The sequence below is a fragment of the Gemmobacter sp. genome (assembly GCF_046292685.1).
Taxonomy (GTDB): Bacteria; Pseudomonadota; Alphaproteobacteria; order Rhodobacterales; family Rhodobacteraceae; genus Wagnerdoeblera.
In genome coordinates, this window is sequence record NZ_JBKBQM010000016.1 from 45,213 (window position 1) to 59,045 (window position 13,833).

Sequence of the window (13,833 nt, forward strand, 5' to 3'; positions counted from 1 at the left end):
GGTGGGCGGCGCCCCTGCGGCGCGCAGGCGTGCTAGCGCCCGGTGCCCTGCAACACGCCGTGTTCCAGCGCATAACGGGTCAGCCCCGCAGTCGAGCTGATGCCCAGCTTGCGCTTGATGTTCTTGCGATGGGTTTCGACCGTGCGCACCGAGATGTCGAAGCGCCCTGCCACCTCCTTGTTGGACTGGCCTTGCGCCAGCGCCAGCAGGATTTCCTGTTCGCGGCTGGTCAGCGGCTCGCGCCCGTCGGCGGTGCCGGGGCCGAGGCTGGTGGAGGCGCCGGTGCACAGGTAGCGCTCGCAGCGCATCACCGTGTCGATGGCCAGCTTCACCTCGTCGGTCGGCACGTCCTTCAGAAGATAGCCCATCGCCCCGTGGCGCAGCGCGGTCGAGATGTATTCGGGGCTGTCGTGCATCGACAGGATCAGGATGCGCGTATCGGGCCGCCGTTCCAGGATGATCTCGGTGGCCGACAGCCCCGACAGGCGCGGCATGTTCAGATCCAGCAGGATCACGTCGGGGTCCAGCGCCGCGACGCGGTCCACCGCCTCTTGCCCGTTGCACAGCGTGCCGACGACCTGCAGGTCGTCATAGGTTTCCAGCAGCGCGCGGATGCCTTGCGCCACCATCGGGTGATCGTCCACGATCAGGATGCGGACAGGGTCGTCGGTCATGGTCGGGCCTCGCTGGCGTTGCCGGGGGGCAGCATGTGGGTCAGGGGAACGGTCGCCTCGATCAGGGTGCCGCCGTCGCGGGCGGGCAGGATGCGCAAGGTGCCCTCCAGTTGTTCCATCCGCTCGGCCATGTTGCGCAGACCCAGCCCCTGAGCCTCGGCCGTCTTGCCGCCCTGAGGCATGCCGCGGCCGTTGTCCTCGATCCGCATCAGCGCGCCGTCGCGGGTGCCGCGCACCAGCACGCGCACGCGGCTGGCACCGGAATGGCGTTCGATGTTGGTCAGCGCCTCTTGCGCGATGCGGTAAAGCGCGATCTTGGCATCCTTGTCCAGCCGGTTGCGGAAGGGGTTGGTTTCGAACTCGACCACAATTCCGGTGCGGCGGCCGAAATCCTCGGCCAGCCCTTGCAGCGCGGGGCCAAGGCCCAGGTCGTCCAGCACGCCGGGGCGCAGGTCGCGGCTGATGCGGCGCACCTCCTGGATGGCGCCGTTCAGATGGTCGATGCCCTGGCTCAGCGTTTCGGAGGCGCCCTCGTCGCCGCGGGTCAGGCGGCGCCGCGCCAGCTCCAGCGCATAGCGCACGCCGACCAGCATCTGCGAGATCGAATCGTGCAGCTCGCGCGCCACGCGGCTGCGCTCGGCCTCTTGCGTGTCGAGCACGCGCTGGGTCAGCGCCTTGAGCTTGGCATCCGCCAGCCGGCGTTCGCGCACGTTGATGAACACGCCCGTGCCGAACACCGCCAGCACCGCCGCCAGGGTAATCGCACCGATCAGGGCAAAGGTATCGCGCACGCGGGCCTCGACCTCGGCCCGCGCGGCGGCGACCACGGCCTGCACGTCGTCGATGAAGATGCCGGTGCCCACAACCCAGCGCCAGTCCTGCAGGCCCTGGACATAGGCGACCATCAGCGCCTCCTCTCCGGTGCTGGGCTTGGGCCAGTAATAGGCATGATACCCGCCGCCTTCGCGGGCCAGTTCGATCAGGCGGTCCACCACCGGGGTGCCGCGGCTGTCGGCCAGCCCGCGCCAGTTGCGGTTGATGAGCCAGGTCTGGCGCGGACTGACGATGTTGGTGCCGTCGTAGTCGTAGATGAAGAAGTGCCCGTCGCGGCCATAAACCATGGCCGCCATCGTCTGCGCCACCTCGCGCTTGGCGCGCAGGTCGTCGGGCATGGCATTGCCGTAGACGATGCCGAAGGCCGTGCGTGCCATCGACAGGTAGTTGCGCAGCTCGGCCCGCTTTGCGTCGATCAGCGCGGCTTCCAGTGCCGCGATTTCCCGGTTCGAGGTCTGTTTCGCCTGCCAGGCGACAATGGCCATGATCGCCGCCACCGCAAGGATCAGCGGCACCGTGGCCAGCAGAAACAGCTTCTGCCCGTAGCTGGGCCGAAACCGACCCCAAACGCCTGTCACCTCGCCCCCATCGCATCTGTCGCCTGCGCCGAAAATGGCTTGCCGCGCCGGCAGCGTCAACGCAGCGCCGGGGCGGACTACGTAGTAATGGGGATTTTCAACGCGAGAATCGCCTGGCTAAGGTGCAGCACCTGAAAACTGCGCCAGGGCAAACCGGGCGCATCCTGTGGGAGGACTCCGATGGACCGCCGTTCATTCCTGACCAAAGCTGCCGTGGGCGGTGCAACCGCCGCCGCGGCCACCACGCTGGCCGCGCCGCTTTATGCCCGGGGCAAGCGCACCCTGACCATGGTCACCACCTGGGGCCGGGGTCTGGCCGGCGTGCACGATGCCGCGCAGCGCGTGGCCGACAGCATCACGGCGATGACCGATGGGCAGCTGACCGTGGACCTGAAGGCCGCGGGCGAGCTTGTGGGCGCCTTCGAGGTGTTCGATGCCGTGGCCTCGGGCCAGGCCGACATCTATCACGGCGCCGACTATTACTGGGTCGGCCAGCATCCGGGCTATGCCTTCTTTACCGCGGTGCCGATGGGCATGACGGCGCAGGAACTGGCCAACTGGTATTACCAGGACGGCGGCATGGCGCTGCATGACGAACTGAACGCCATCTTCGGGCTCAAGGGCTTCCTCGGCGGCAACACCGGGGCGCAAGGCGGCGGCTGGTTCCGCAAGGAGATCACCTCGGCGGCCGACTTCAACGGGCTCAAGTTCCGCATGCCGGGCCTGGGCGGCAAGGCCCTGGGCAAGATGGGCGCCTCGGTGCAGAACATCCCGGGCAGCGAGATCTATCAGGCGCTGTCCTCGGGCGCGCTGGACGGCACCGAGTGGATCGGGGCCTGGGCCGACGAAAAGATGGGCTTCCAGGAAATCACCAAGATCTACTACACCGCCGGCTTCCACGAGCCGGGCGCAGGCCTGTCGGTCACCTTCAACCGCGCGCTGTTCGAAAGCTTCACCCCCGCCCAGCAGAAGGTCTGCGAAATCGCCGCGGCCGAATGCCACCAGTGGAACCTGTCGCAGTTCCTCGCCAATAACGGCGCCGCCCTGGCGCGCCTGCAGGCCGCCGGGGTCAAGGTCAACGCCTTCCCGGACGACGTGTGGGATGCCTTCGCCAAGGCGACCAACGAAGTGCATGCCGAGAACATGGGCGACGAGCTCTACAAGAAGATCTACGACAGCGCGATGGCCTCGATGAAGTCGTCTTCGGCCTGGCTGCAACTGACCGACGGCGCCTATGTGGCGCAGCGCAACCGCACGATGGGCTGACCCTGGCCCTGACCGCCTCCGCACGGCGGGCCGACCTGGCGTGCGCGAACCGGACCCCGGGCCGAACCCGGGGCCTCAGTCAGACTGCAAGCGCGCCTGCCCTTTTCGGCAGGCGCGCCATTCATGCGCAAGGCGATCGTCGGGCCTTGCCGGGGGGCACTGATCCATGTTCGATGCCGTTCTTTGGCTGATCGGCCGTTTCGGCCAGGCCTTTGCCGATTTCTTCTCGGCCGTCACGCAACCTTCGCTCTGGCTCGACTGGTCGAACGGCGAGGCGCTGGGGCGCTTCATCTATTACGGCGCCAGCCGCGAATTCCTGTTCGTGTTCCTGACCGCGCTGATCGTGTTGACCGTGGCGGGGCTGGTCTGGAAACCCCTGATGTGGGGCGTGGTGCGCGGGCTGGAAGGGTTTACCAACGCCATCGGGCGCACGGTGGCCTGGGTCGGGCTTCTGATGGTGTTGCAGCAGATGATCATCGTCTTTCTGCAACGCATCTTCCGCGTCTCGAAGATCGAGCTCGGGCCGTTTTCGCCGTTCGGCTACAATTTCGTCGAAGGCACGCAGCTGGTCAGCTTCGATCTGTCCTGGTGGTCGGAAGAACTGAAACTTTACAATGCGATGATCGTCTGCCTTTGCATCGGCTACACCTATGTGCAAGGTGGCCATGTGCGGGTGGACCTGCTGTATGCCAACGTGCGCTTTCGCACCAAGCGGGTGATCGACGCGCTGGGGGCGCTGCTGTTCATGTTGCCGGCGGCCTTCCTGACCTGGCTTTATGCCTGGTTCTTCATGTGGCGCAGTCTGGTGAACCCCAAGGTTTCGGCCTCGGAATCGCTTGAGATGATCCTGCGCAAGGCCAAGCTGATGAAATGGAGCGTGGAGACCATCGGTTTCTCGCCCAACGGCTTCAACGCCTATTTCCTGTTCAAGGTGCTGATGCTGTCGTTCTGCTTTCTCGTCATCCTGCAGGCGGTGGCGGTGCTGTATCGCGCCATCCTGGAATGGCGCGAAGGGCCGGAAAGCGAAAACAAATACCTCGACCGCGACGCCACCGGCGACGCCGTGTCGAGCCACTGAGGGGGCGGGCGCATGCTGTTCGGTCTGGACGGGGTCGAGGTCGGCCTCATCATCGTGTTCCTGTGCCTGTTCGGCGGCATCATCTCGGGCTTTCCGGTGGCCTTCGCCATCGGCGGCGCGGGGATCATCGCCTTCGGCATCATTGCCGCGCTGGACAGTGCCGGCGTGCTGATCCATCAGGCGGTGGATACCGGTTCGCAAGCCTACCGCGACCTGGTGGCTGCCGGCATATCGCAGCTTGACATCACCACCTTCCGATATCCCGACCTGCCGCGCGTGGACCAGCCGCTGTTCCCGCAAGGCTGGGAAGTGGCGATGGACCGCAACCTGTCGTTCATCGTCAACCGGATGAACGAACGCGTCATCGCCGGGCAGAGCATCGAGACGCTGCTGGCGGTGCTGATGTTCGTGATGATGGGCATCACGCTGGAACGGTCGCGCATTGCCAACGACCTGCTGACGACGATGGCGCGGGTGTTCGGCCCCCTGCCCGGCGGTCTGGCGGTGTCGGTGGTGGTGGTGGGGGCGTTCCTGGCAGCCTCGACCGGCATCGTGGGCGCGACGGTGGTGACGATGGGCCTGCTCAGCCTGCCCACCATGCTGCGCGCCGGCTACAGCCCGCAACTGGCAACCGGTGTGATCGCCGCCTCGGGCACGCTGGGGCAGATCATCCCGCCGTCGATCGTGATCGTGCTGTTGGGCACGATGGCGGGCGACCTGTATTCCTCGGGCCAGGAAACCCGGGCGCAGATCGCAGGCTGCACCGATGCGCTGACCTATCTGGGCAAGGCGGCGGTGATTTCGGTCGGCACGCTGTTTCAGGCGGCCATCCTGCCGGGCATCCTGCTGGCGGTGCTGTATGCCGCCTATGCCTTCGGCTATGCGTTGCTCAACCCCGACCGGGCCCCTGCGGTCCAGCTGGGCGCCGGCAAGCCCGGCGAGGTCATCACCCGTTCGGATGCGACGCGCTGGTTTCTTTATGCCCCGGTGGCGCTTATCGGCGGCTTCCTGATCCTGTCGCAGGCCAACCTGATCGGCTCGCAGGCCATCGTCGTGTCGTCGCAGACCGACATGGGGCAGACGGCCGAGCTGCGCACCAACGTGTCCGACCGTTGCCGCGAATCGATGATCGCGCTGCACGGCCAGGAAAAATGGGACCGCGCCGTGGCCCAGCAGGCCGAGATCGACGCCCGGGGCGGTGTCGAACAATCCCACGCCCGCACGCCCGAGGAAATGGCCGCGGCCCGCGCCGCCGCCATTGCCGCGGCCGCCCCCATCGGGTCGGGCATCGGCATCATGGTGCTGATGTTCGCGCTGATGCTGACCACGGCGCGCGGTGTCGGCCCGTCGCAGGATCCGCGGCCGCTGATGATCGGGGGCGGGGCGCTGGCGGCGATGCTGGTGCTGGATATTGCGCTGATCGGGCCGGAAACCACGCCCGGCACCACCTTCCTCGTGATGGCCTTGCCGATGGCGGTGCTGCTGTGGTCGTTGCGCCCGGCGGTGGCGGCGCTGGCGGCGAACGATCTGGTGCGGGTGGTGTTTCCGCCGCTGATCCTGATCGTGGCGGTGCTGGGCTCGATCCTGGGGGGCATCACCAACCCGACCCCGGCGGCGGCGCTGGGGGCGGCGGGGGCGATCCTGCTGGCGGCCTTCCGCAAGCTCAAGGACGACCGCAAGTCGGGCGCGCTGATCCTGGCGACCAGCTTTGCCATCGTCATCATGCTGCTGTTCGGCGTGAACTTCGACCTGCGCGTCAAGGTGGCGGGAGTGACCCCGACCGCGGAGCAGTGGGTCGCCTTTGCCATTGCCCAGGCCGCCTATCACTTTGCCGTGTTCGGCGTGCTTTACGGCTGCTGGGTGCTGTGGCGCGGGCGGGTGCTGACCTCGGTGGTGCGCGAGACGACCAAGGTGACCAGCATGGTGTTCGCCATCCTGATCGGCAGCCAGATCCTGAACCTGGTGCTGATCTCGTTCGGGGGCGAACACTACATCCAGAGCTTCCTGCGCGCCTTCGACAACGAGATGACGGTGTTCCTCATCGTCATGCTGGTGCTGTTCATCCTGGGCTTCGTGCTGGATTTCCTGGAAATCATCTACATCGTGGTGCCGATCGTCGGGCCGGTGATCTATGGCGGCACGATGGACCCGGCCTGGGTCACCATCATGATAACGGTGAACCTGCAAACCAGCTTCCTGACGCCGCCCTTCGGGTTCGCGCTGTTCTACCTGCGCGGCGTGGCCCCCAGGGAAGTGACGACGCGCCACATCTACACCGGCGTCATGCCCTTTGTCGTGATCCAGGTGGCGGGGCTGTTCCTTCTGTGGCTGTTCCCCTGGGTGGTCACCATCGTGCCCCGGCTGCTGGGCTGAGCATCGCCGCGGCAAACGAAAGGCGCCGGACCGCAGGGTCCGGCGCCTTGTTCGTTCCGCAGCCGGGATCAGAGCGCGATGCGACGCGCGGCCCCGCGCAGGCTCGACAGTTCCTCGGCCACCAGGAAGGCCAGTTCCAGCGACTGGCTGGCGTTCAGCCGCGGATCGCAGGCGGTGTGGTAGCGGTCCGACAGATCCTCGTCCGACACCGCGCGCAGGCCGCCGGTGCATTCGGTCACGTCCTTGCCGGTCATCTCGAAATGCACGCCGCCCGGCACGGTGCCTTCGGCCTTGTGCACGGCAAAGAACTCGCGCACCTCGCGCAGCACCGACTCGAAGGGCCGGGTCTTGTAGCCCGACGCCGCCTTGATCGTGTTGCCGTGCATCGGGTCGCAGGACCACACGACCCTGGCCCCCATCTCCTGCACCGCACGGATCAGCCGCGGCAGATGGTCGCCCACCTTGCCTGCGCCGAACCGGGCAATCAGCGTCAGCCGGCCGGCTTCGTTTTCGGGGTTCAGCCGGTCGATCAGCACCTTGAGATCGTCGGTCGAGATCGAGGGCCCGCATTTCAGCCCGATCGGGTTCTGCACGCCGCGGCAGAACTCCACATGCGCGCCGTCGGGCTGGCGGGTGCGGTCGCCGATCCACAGCATGTGGCCCGAGCCGGCCACCGGCAGGCCCGTGGTGCTGTCGATTCGGCACAGCGCCTCCTCGTATTCCAGCAGCAGGGCTTCGTGGCTGGTGTAGAACTCGACCGATTGCAGGGTGTGGGCCGTATCGGCATTCACCCCGGCCGCCGTCATGAAATCGAGCGCATCCGAAATGCGGCTGGACAGTTCGCGGTAGCGTTCGGCCTTGTCCTGGTCGGCAAAACCCAGCGTCCAGGCATGCACCCGGTGGATATCGGCAAAACCGCCCGTGCTGAAGGCGCGCAGCAGGTTCAGGCTGGCCGCGGCCTGGGTATAGGCCTGCAGCATCCGCGAGGGGTCGGGGATGCGCGCCTCGTGCGTGGCCTCGAACCCGTTGATGATGTCGCCGCGGTAGCTGGGGTATTCCACGCCGCCGATCACCTCGGTCGGGGCGGAGCGCGGCTTGGCGAACTGGCCGGCCATGCGCCCGACCTTGATGACCGGCACCTTGGCCCCGAAGGTCAGCACCACCGCCATCTGCAGCAGCACCTTGAAGGTGTCGCGGATGTTGTCGGCGCTGAATTCGGCAAAGCTTTCGGCGCAGTCGCCGCCTTGCAGCAGAAAGGCACGGCCTTCGGACACGGCCGCCAGATGGCGCTTGAGCGTGCGCGCCTCGCCGGCGAAGACCAGCGGCGGGTATTTCGCAAGCTGCGCCTCCACCGCGTGCAGGGCGGCGGCATCAGGATAGTCCGGCATCTGCACGCGCGGCTTTGCGCGCCAGCTCGACTTGCTCCAACCCCTGGCCATGACGTGCCCTCCCGTATCCCGTGGCGGTCTGGCGGCTCTATAGGCCGGCGCGCGGCGCGATGCCACCGGAATTTCCCGCTGCCCCCTTGCGGCGCGACCGGATTCCTGATTGCGTAGTCCGGAAACGACACATTCGGGTCGCAACGGGTCGCAAGATGACACCACCGCGCCAGCGCGCCACAACCGCCGAAACCGCCGCTCCGCCCCGGCACTTCGTCTTCCTTCTGCTCGACCAGTTCACGCTTCTGTCCTTTGCGGGCGCGGTCGAACCGCTGCGCATCGCCAACCGCATGGCCGGGCGCACGCTTTATACCTGGGCACTGGCGGGCGAGGCGGGCAAGGACGGCTTTTCCACCTGTTCGAACGGCGCCACCTTCCGGCTGGACATGGGGCTGGAGGAGGTGGCGCGCGACGACACGCTGCTGGTCTGCGGCGGGATCGACGTGCAGAAGGCCACGACACGCGCCGTGCTGAACTGGCTGCGGCGCGAGGCGCGGCGCGGGGTTACCATCGGCGGGCTTTGCACCGCGTCCTGGTCGCTGGCGCGCGCCGGGCTGCTGGACGGGCGGCGCGCCACGATCCACTGGGAAAACATCGACGGCTTTTCCGAGGAGTTCGAGGAGGTCAACCTGACCAAGTCGGTCTTCGTGATCGACGGCAACCGGCTCAGCACCGCGGGGGGCACCTCCTCCATCGACCTGATGCTGAAGCTGATCGCGGCCGACCACGGCGAGGATCTGGCAAACCTGGTGGCGGACCAGCTGATCTATTCGGCCATCCGCACCGACCGCGACAGCCAGCGGCTTTCGGTGCCGACCCGCATCGGCGTGCGCCACCCCAAGCTGGCGCAGGTGATCCAGATGATGGAAGCCGCCATCGAGGAGCCCGTGAGCCCGGCCGAGCTGGCCGACGACGTCGGGATGAGCACCCGGCAGCTGGAGCGGCTGTTCCGCCGCTATCTCAACCGCAGCCCCAAGCGCTATTACATGGAACTGCGGCTGCAAAAGGCGCGCAACCTGCTGATGCAGACCGACATGAGCGTCATCAACGTGGCGCTGGCCTGCGGCTTTGCCAGCCCGTCGCATTTTTCCAAATGCTACCGGGCGCAGTATAATACCACCCCCTACCGCGAACGCGGCACCCAGGGGGCCCCCGGCCCTGCCCTGCCCCGGCTTTCGGTCTGAGGCTCAGCCGCCGAGGCTGGCGCGCAAGGCCGCCGGAAGGCGCGCGGGCCGCCCATCCGCGGCCAGCGCCACCAGCCGGACCACGGCGGAAAACAGCCGCGCCTCGTCGCGCCAGACCTCCTGCAACAGGTCGATGCGCGCACCACCGGCCGCCTGCAGCGTCGTGCGCACCTCCAGCACATCGTCGAAACGCGCGGGCGACAGGTAATCGGCCTCCACCCGGCGCACGGCGAACACGATGCCGCTTTCGGCCTTCAGCCGCACCTGATCCACCCCCAGCCCGCGCACCCATTCGCTGCGCGCGCGTTCGATGAACTTCAGGTAGTTGGCGTAATAGACGATGCCGGCAAGGTCGGTGTCCTCGTAATAGACGCGCAAGGCAAAGCGGTGCATCACCCCTGCCCCCGGCTTGCGCGGGCGAACAGGCGCAGCGCATGGGCGGCATCGGTGGCGGCGGGCGGCAACACCGGATCATAGGCCGCACGGATCACCGCGGCCAGGTCGGGGCGCAACATCGCGCGCCCCTGCACCTCCACCAGCGCGCCTTGCGCCAGCGCGCCTTCGCCCCACAACAGGATCGCCCGCACCGCCTGATCCAGCGCCAGAACCTCGGCCGGCACATTCGCAAGGTCGGCGTCCATCCGCAAGAACACGAAGGCCGCCCGGATCGCCCCCGCCGCATCGAAGCGGAACATGCGATACTGGTTCGCCCCTTCGGCCTGCAACCGTGCGACCAGGGCCGGCAGGCCCTCGACCAGCCGGTCGAGGTTCGGCACCCCGGCCAGTTCGCCCCAGTCGCGGCAGAAGAACACCATCAGGTTGGCGCCCAGTTCGGGGTCGGTTTCCGCCATGCGGTGCCCGGCCAGCGCCACCACCGCCTCGATCGCCCCCTTGATGGCGCCCAGGCTTTCGGCCTCCACGCCGAAGACGACGGGCACGATGGGCCGGCCCCAGCGGGCAAAGCCATAGCCCGACGGGCGGGCGAACAGGCGGGCGACATCCTCGGGCGTGGCAATGGCGGACATGGGGCTCTCCCTTTTCGCTTCCTTCAACCCCGACCGCGCGCGCGATGCAAGGGTTTGACATGCCGCCCCCCCGACCCCACATTCGCGGCATGGCCGCCTATGCCCCGATCCTGCTTGCCATCGTTTACGCGATGCTGATGTATGCCTTTTCCGCCTGGCGGACGAGGCGCGTGCTCGATGCCCAATCCACGCCGCTGCGCGATCCGGCGCTGCGCCGCCTGACCGACCGGATGGCCCACGCGATGGGCGTGGATCACATTCCCGTGGCCATCTACGAGATCGAGCCGGTGAACGGCCTTGCCGCGCCGGACGGGCGCATCTTCCTCACGCGCGGGTTCCTGAACCGCTATCGCAGCGGCGAGGTGACGGCCGAGGAACTGGCCAGCGTGATCGCGCACGAACTGGGCCACGTGGCGCTTGGCCATACCCGGCGGCGGATGATCGACTTTTCCGGGCAGAACGCGGTGTTCGTGTCGCTGGTGGCGCTGCTGTTGCGCGCCATCCCGGTCATCGGCCCGCTGATCGCGGTGTGGCTGGCCAACCTCATCACCACGGCCCTGGCCGCACGGCTGTCGCGCAACGACGAATACGAGGCCGATGCCTGGGCCAGCGCCTTGCTGCTGAAATCGGGTATCGGCACCGCGCCGCAGAAATCGCTGTTCGCCAAGCTGGAACACCTGACGGGCATGCCGATGGGGGCGGTGCCGGCCTGGCTGCTCAGCCACCCGCGCAGCGCCGAACGCATCGCCGCGATCGAGGCGAACGAAGCCCGCTGGACAACGCCGAACCGCTGAAGCGGGCGGCGCGCGCCGGGCGCGCCCCGGGGGTTTCCCAAGGGGGCGCCGCGCCCCCTTGGGCGCCGGAGCGCGAGGGGCGCGCAGCCCCTCGCACGCCCCTCGCGGCTCAGGCCGCCAGGTGCCGCAACCCTTGGGTCACATCGGTGCGCACCGCCAGCCGCAACCCCGGCTCGTCGCCGGCGCGCAAGGCGGCAAGGATCAGCCGGTGATGTTGCGGCGGCTCGTTGCGGCGCAACCGCGCATAAAGCGCGCGCATGGTGGGGCCCAGCTGCAGCCAGACCGTTTCGCAGATCGCCAGCATCGCCGGGGCCTGCGCCCGCAGGTAAAGCGTGCGGTGAAACTCCAGGTTGGTGCGCACATAGGCCACGGCATCGGCACGAACCACCGCCTCGGCGTTCAGCGCATTGATGGCCGCAAGCCGGTCGATCAGCGCGAAATGCGCCCGCGGCAAGGCGCGGGCGGCCAGTTCGGGCTCCAGCATGGCGCGAATCGCGGCCAGTTCCTCGATGCGTTCGGGGCTCAGCTCCGGGGTGGCCACCCGCCCCGAGGACGACAGCGTCAGCGCCCCTTCGGCCACCAGGCGCTGCAAGGCCTCGCGCACCGGGGTAACCGACATGCCGTATTGCGCCGCAAGGCCGCGCAGGGTCAGCGCCTGCCCGGGCGCCAGCTCCCCGTGCATCACCTGCGACCGCAGGCTGCGATACAGCCGGTCGTGGGCCGACAGGGTGGAATCGGACGGACGCGCGCGCAGAACCATGCCCGCCATGTTGCGCGCGCGGCCTGCGCGGTCAATCGCCGAAGCGCCAGGCATGCAGCCGGCTGCCTTCGGCCTTCAGCCAGCGTCGCGGCGCTTCGTATCCGGGCAGCAAGCCGCGCACCACCGCCCAGTAGCGCGACGAATGGTTCATCTCGGCCAGATGCGCCACCTCGTGCGCGGCCACATAATCCAGCACCTCGGGCGGTGCCATCACCAGCCGCCAGCTGAACATCAGCGCCCCCGCCGCCGTGCAAGAGCCCCAGCGCGAGCGCGTGTCGCGCAAGGTCAGCCCGGCATGCGGGCGGCCCAGCCGCGCCGCGTGGCGGTCGACCGCCGCAACCAGGCGGTCGCGCGCCAGCGCCCGCAGAAAGGCTGCCACGCGCACACCCGCCTGTGCCGGATCGCCGGGCACCACCAGGCCCTCGGGCGTCAACTGCACGGCACCGCGCGCCGGCCCGGGCAGGATCGGCCGCATCACCCCTTCCAGCGGCACCGTGCCGCCCAGGCGCACCACCTGCCCCTGCGGAACCCGCGCCAGCGCTGCCGCAATCCAGCTTGCCCGCGCGCGCGCGAAGGCCAGCCCCTCGGCCGGGGGCACGCGCGGCGGCAGGGTCAGCGTGACCTGCCCGTCCAGCCCGGACACCCGCAGCGACATCCGCCGCGCCTGCGCCGAGCGGCGCAAGGTGATCTCCAGCTCCTCCGGCCCCCCCGGGGGCCCCGGAATGCGCGCCATGCCCATGCCCTTCCTGCCTGCCTTGCAAGAGGATTTGACAGTTGCGAGCGCTTGTGACAAGGGATGCCGACTCTGGCCATCCATACCTTGCAAGGGAAAGACCATGCCCAAGGCAGAATGGGGCACGAAGCGCATTTGCCCGACCACCGGCAAGCGTTTCTACGACCTCAACCGCACCCCGATCGTCAGCCCCTACACGGGCGAGGTTGTCGATATCGAAACCGTGCGCCGCAAGGCCGCCGGGGCGATCATCGCCCAGGAAGCCAAGCAGCCCAGTCTGATCGATGACGATCTGGACGCCGAAGACCTGATCGAGGCGGGCGCCGATGACGCCGATCTGGACGAGGAACTGCTCGAAGACGACGACGAGACCGTCTCGCTCGATGATCTGACCGACGTGCCCGGCGGCGAGGAAGAAGTCTGACAATTCCGCCGGGGGGCTGCGTTTTTCCTCTTGCAGCCCCCCGGCGAAGCGCCTAAACACCCGCTCACGAAGCACGGCACGGCAACGCAACGCGCTTCGGACCTCCGGTGGGGCCATAGCTCAGTTGGGAGAGCGCTTGAATGGCATTCAAGAGGTCAGGGGTTCGACTCCCCTTGGCTCCACCAAATCACTCTCACAAGATCAGAGAGTTACGAACATGCCCCCGCAAGGGGGCTTTCTCGTTCTGGCCGAAATCATCACCGGGTCATCACCATGACGGAAATCGCCTGCCCGGAGCGGTGAACCCGTGGCCCGGGGGGGCGTGGCTGCGCACCTCACAGAAGCGCGGTAAGGGCGGGCAAGCAGGGCGCAACCAGCGTGACGTGGCCGGCTGCCGGTTTCGTGGACAGCAGGTCAAGCTCGCATGGCGCGCGCCTCGGACTCCATGGGGCTGATGTAGCCCGGTTTCGATTGCCGTCTGCGCGGGTTGTGGATGCGTTCGATGTGGTCGAACCGAACCGCCCCGGGTTTGCCGGAGGGCATTGTCCCCGGTGGTGGTGTAGGAGGAGGCCGCGCGCGGAGCCATTGACGTAGCGCAGCGCGGGGCCGGCGGTGCCGCTGGCGGTCATCGTCGATCTTCGAAAAAGGTCCGGGTTGCGACACCCGGAACG

13 protein-coding genes and 1 tRNA gene are annotated in these 13,833 nt (G+C 67.9%); 7 read left to right on the forward strand and 7 right to left on the reverse strand.

Annotated elements, in window-relative coordinates; genetic code table 11:
* Positions 1-32: 32 nt before the first annotated feature.
* Positions 33-674, reverse strand: coding sequence for a response regulator transcription factor (locus ACK4S2_RS06585; RefSeq protein ID WP_409621843.1), 642 nt, complete (start codon positions 672-674; stop codon positions 33-35).
* Entirely contained in the window at positions 671-2,086 is a 1,416-nt protein-coding gene (locus ACK4S2_RS06590) for a cache domain-containing protein (protein WP_409621846.1), read from the reverse strand. Before ACK4S2_RS06590 ends, ACK4S2_RS06585 begins: the two co-directional genes overlap by 4 nt.
* A 180-nt stretch (positions 2,087-2,266) precedes the next feature.
* On the opposite strand from ACK4S2_RS06590, the gene ACK4S2_RS06595 reads away from it, so the two are divergent.
* The 3 genes from ACK4S2_RS06595 (at position 2,267) to ACK4S2_RS06605 (ending at position 6,803) form a co-directional block, all read left to right on the forward strand.
* A complete protein-coding gene (locus tag ACK4S2_RS06595; protein ID WP_409621849.1) occupies positions 2,267-3,352 on the forward strand; it encodes a TRAP transporter substrate-binding protein in 1,086 nt (361 codons plus the stop codon).
* A gap of 166 nt (positions 3,353-3,518) precedes the next feature.
* The gene (locus tag ACK4S2_RS06600; protein WP_409621852.1) at positions 3,519-4,430 is read left to right on the forward strand and encodes a TRAP transporter small permease subunit; all 912 of its coding nucleotides are present in this window, start codon (positions 3,519-3,521) and stop codon (positions 4,428-4,430) included.
* A 12-nt stretch (positions 4,431-4,442) separates the two neighbouring features.
* Positions 4,443-6,803: a TRAP transporter large permease subunit gene (locus tag ACK4S2_RS06605; protein ID WP_409621855.1), complete on the forward strand. Its 2,361-nt coding sequence runs from the start codon at positions 4,443-4,445 to the stop codon at positions 6,801-6,803.
* A gap of 68 nt (positions 6,804-6,871) precedes the next feature.
* Here the strand turns inward: ACK4S2_RS06605 and ACK4S2_RS06610 are convergent, their stop codons facing one another.
* Positions 6,872-8,242: a class II 3-deoxy-7-phosphoheptulonate synthase gene (locus ACK4S2_RS06610; RefSeq protein ID WP_409621858.1), complete on the reverse strand. Its 1,371-nt coding sequence runs from the start codon at positions 8,240-8,242 to the stop codon at positions 6,872-6,874.
* A 155-nt stretch (positions 8,243-8,397) separates the two neighbouring features.
* On the opposite strand from ACK4S2_RS06610, the gene ACK4S2_RS06615 reads away from it, so the two are divergent.
* Positions 8,398-9,426, forward strand: a complete 1,029-nt coding sequence (locus tag ACK4S2_RS06615) for a GlxA family transcriptional regulator (RefSeq protein WP_409621861.1) — start codon at positions 8,398-8,400, stop codon at positions 9,424-9,426.
* A 3-nt stretch (positions 9,427-9,429) separates the two neighbouring features.
* Here the strand turns inward: ACK4S2_RS06615 and ybgC are convergent, their stop codons facing one another.
* On the reverse strand, positions 9,430-9,822 hold the full coding sequence (gene ybgC / locus ACK4S2_RS06620; RefSeq protein ID WP_409621864.1) for a tol-pal system-associated acyl-CoA thioesterase: 393 nt from the start codon (positions 9,820-9,822) through the stop codon (positions 9,430-9,432).
* Positions 9,819-10,451, reverse strand: a complete 633-nt coding sequence (locus ACK4S2_RS06625) for a hypothetical protein (protein ID WP_409621867.1) — start codon at positions 10,449-10,451, stop codon at positions 9,819-9,821. Before ACK4S2_RS06625 ends, ybgC begins: the two co-directional genes overlap by 4 nt.
* 89 nt (positions 10,452-10,540) lie before the next feature.
* On the opposite strand from ACK4S2_RS06625, the gene ACK4S2_RS06630 reads away from it, so the two are divergent.
* Positions 10,541-11,245: a M48 family metallopeptidase gene (locus tag ACK4S2_RS06630; protein WP_409621876.1), complete on the forward strand. Its 705-nt coding sequence runs from the start codon at positions 10,541-10,543 to the stop codon at positions 11,243-11,245.
* 109 nt (positions 11,246-11,354) lie between these two features.
* On the opposite strand, the gene ACK4S2_RS06635 is transcribed toward ACK4S2_RS06630, so the two are convergent.
* Positions 11,355-12,005 carry a GntR family transcriptional regulator gene (locus ACK4S2_RS06635; RefSeq protein ID WP_409621879.1) on the reverse strand — a complete coding sequence of 217 codons (651 nt, stop codon included), beginning with the start codon at positions 12,003-12,005 and terminating at the stop codon, positions 11,355-11,357.
* 31 nt (positions 12,006-12,036) lie between these two features.
* Positions 12,037-12,729, reverse strand: coding sequence for a M48 family metallopeptidase (locus ACK4S2_RS06640; protein WP_409621882.1), 693 nt, complete (start codon positions 12,727-12,729; stop codon positions 12,037-12,039).
* 112 nt (positions 12,730-12,841) lie between these two features.
* On the opposite strand from ACK4S2_RS06640, the gene ACK4S2_RS06645 reads away from it, so the two are divergent.
* Positions 12,842-13,162, forward strand: a complete 321-nt coding sequence (locus tag ACK4S2_RS06645; protein WP_409621870.1) for a TIGR02300 family protein — start codon at positions 12,842-12,844, stop codon at positions 13,160-13,162.
* Positions 13,163-13,271: 109 nt separating this feature from the next.
* Positions 13,272-13,347, forward strand: a tRNA-Ala gene (locus tag ACK4S2_RS06650).
* The last annotated feature ends 486 nt before the right edge of the window (positions 13,348-13,833 follow it).

Coding starts and splice junctions, on each gene's coding strand:
- ACK4S2_RS06585 (WP_409621843.1), bottom strand. CDS start 674: ATGACCGACGACCCTGTCCGCATCCTGATCGTGGACGATCACCCGATG.
- ACK4S2_RS06595 (WP_409621849.1), top strand. CDS start 2,267: ATGGACCGCCGTTCATTCCTGACCAAAGCTGCCGTGGGCGGTGCAACC.
- ACK4S2_RS06600 (WP_409621852.1), top strand. CDS start 3,519: ATGTTCGATGCCGTTCTTTGGCTGATCGGCCGTTTCGGCCAGGCCTTT.
- ACK4S2_RS06605 (WP_409621855.1), top strand. CDS start 4,443: ATGCTGTTCGGTCTGGACGGGGTCGAGGTCGGCCTCATCATCGTGTTC.
- ACK4S2_RS06610 (WP_409621858.1), bottom strand. CDS start 8,242: ATGGCCAGGGGTTGGAGCAAGTCGAGCTGGCGCGCAAAGCCGCGCGTG.
- ACK4S2_RS06615 (WP_409621861.1), top strand. CDS start 8,398: ATGACACCACCGCGCCAGCGCGCCACAACCGCCGAAACCGCCGCTCCG.
- ACK4S2_RS06625 (WP_409621867.1), bottom strand. CDS start 10,451: ATGTCCGCCATTGCCACGCCCGAGGATGTCGCCCGCCTGTTCGCCCGC.
- ACK4S2_RS06630 (WP_409621876.1), top strand. CDS start 10,541: ATGGCCGCCTATGCCCCGATCCTGCTTGCCATCGTTTACGCGATGCTG.
- ACK4S2_RS06635 (WP_409621879.1), bottom strand. CDS start 12,005: ATGGTTCTGCGCGCGCGTCCGTCCGATTCCACCCTGTCGGCCCACGAC.
- ACK4S2_RS06645 (WP_409621870.1), top strand. CDS start 12,842: ATGCCCAAGGCAGAATGGGGCACGAAGCGCATTTGCCCGACCACCGGC.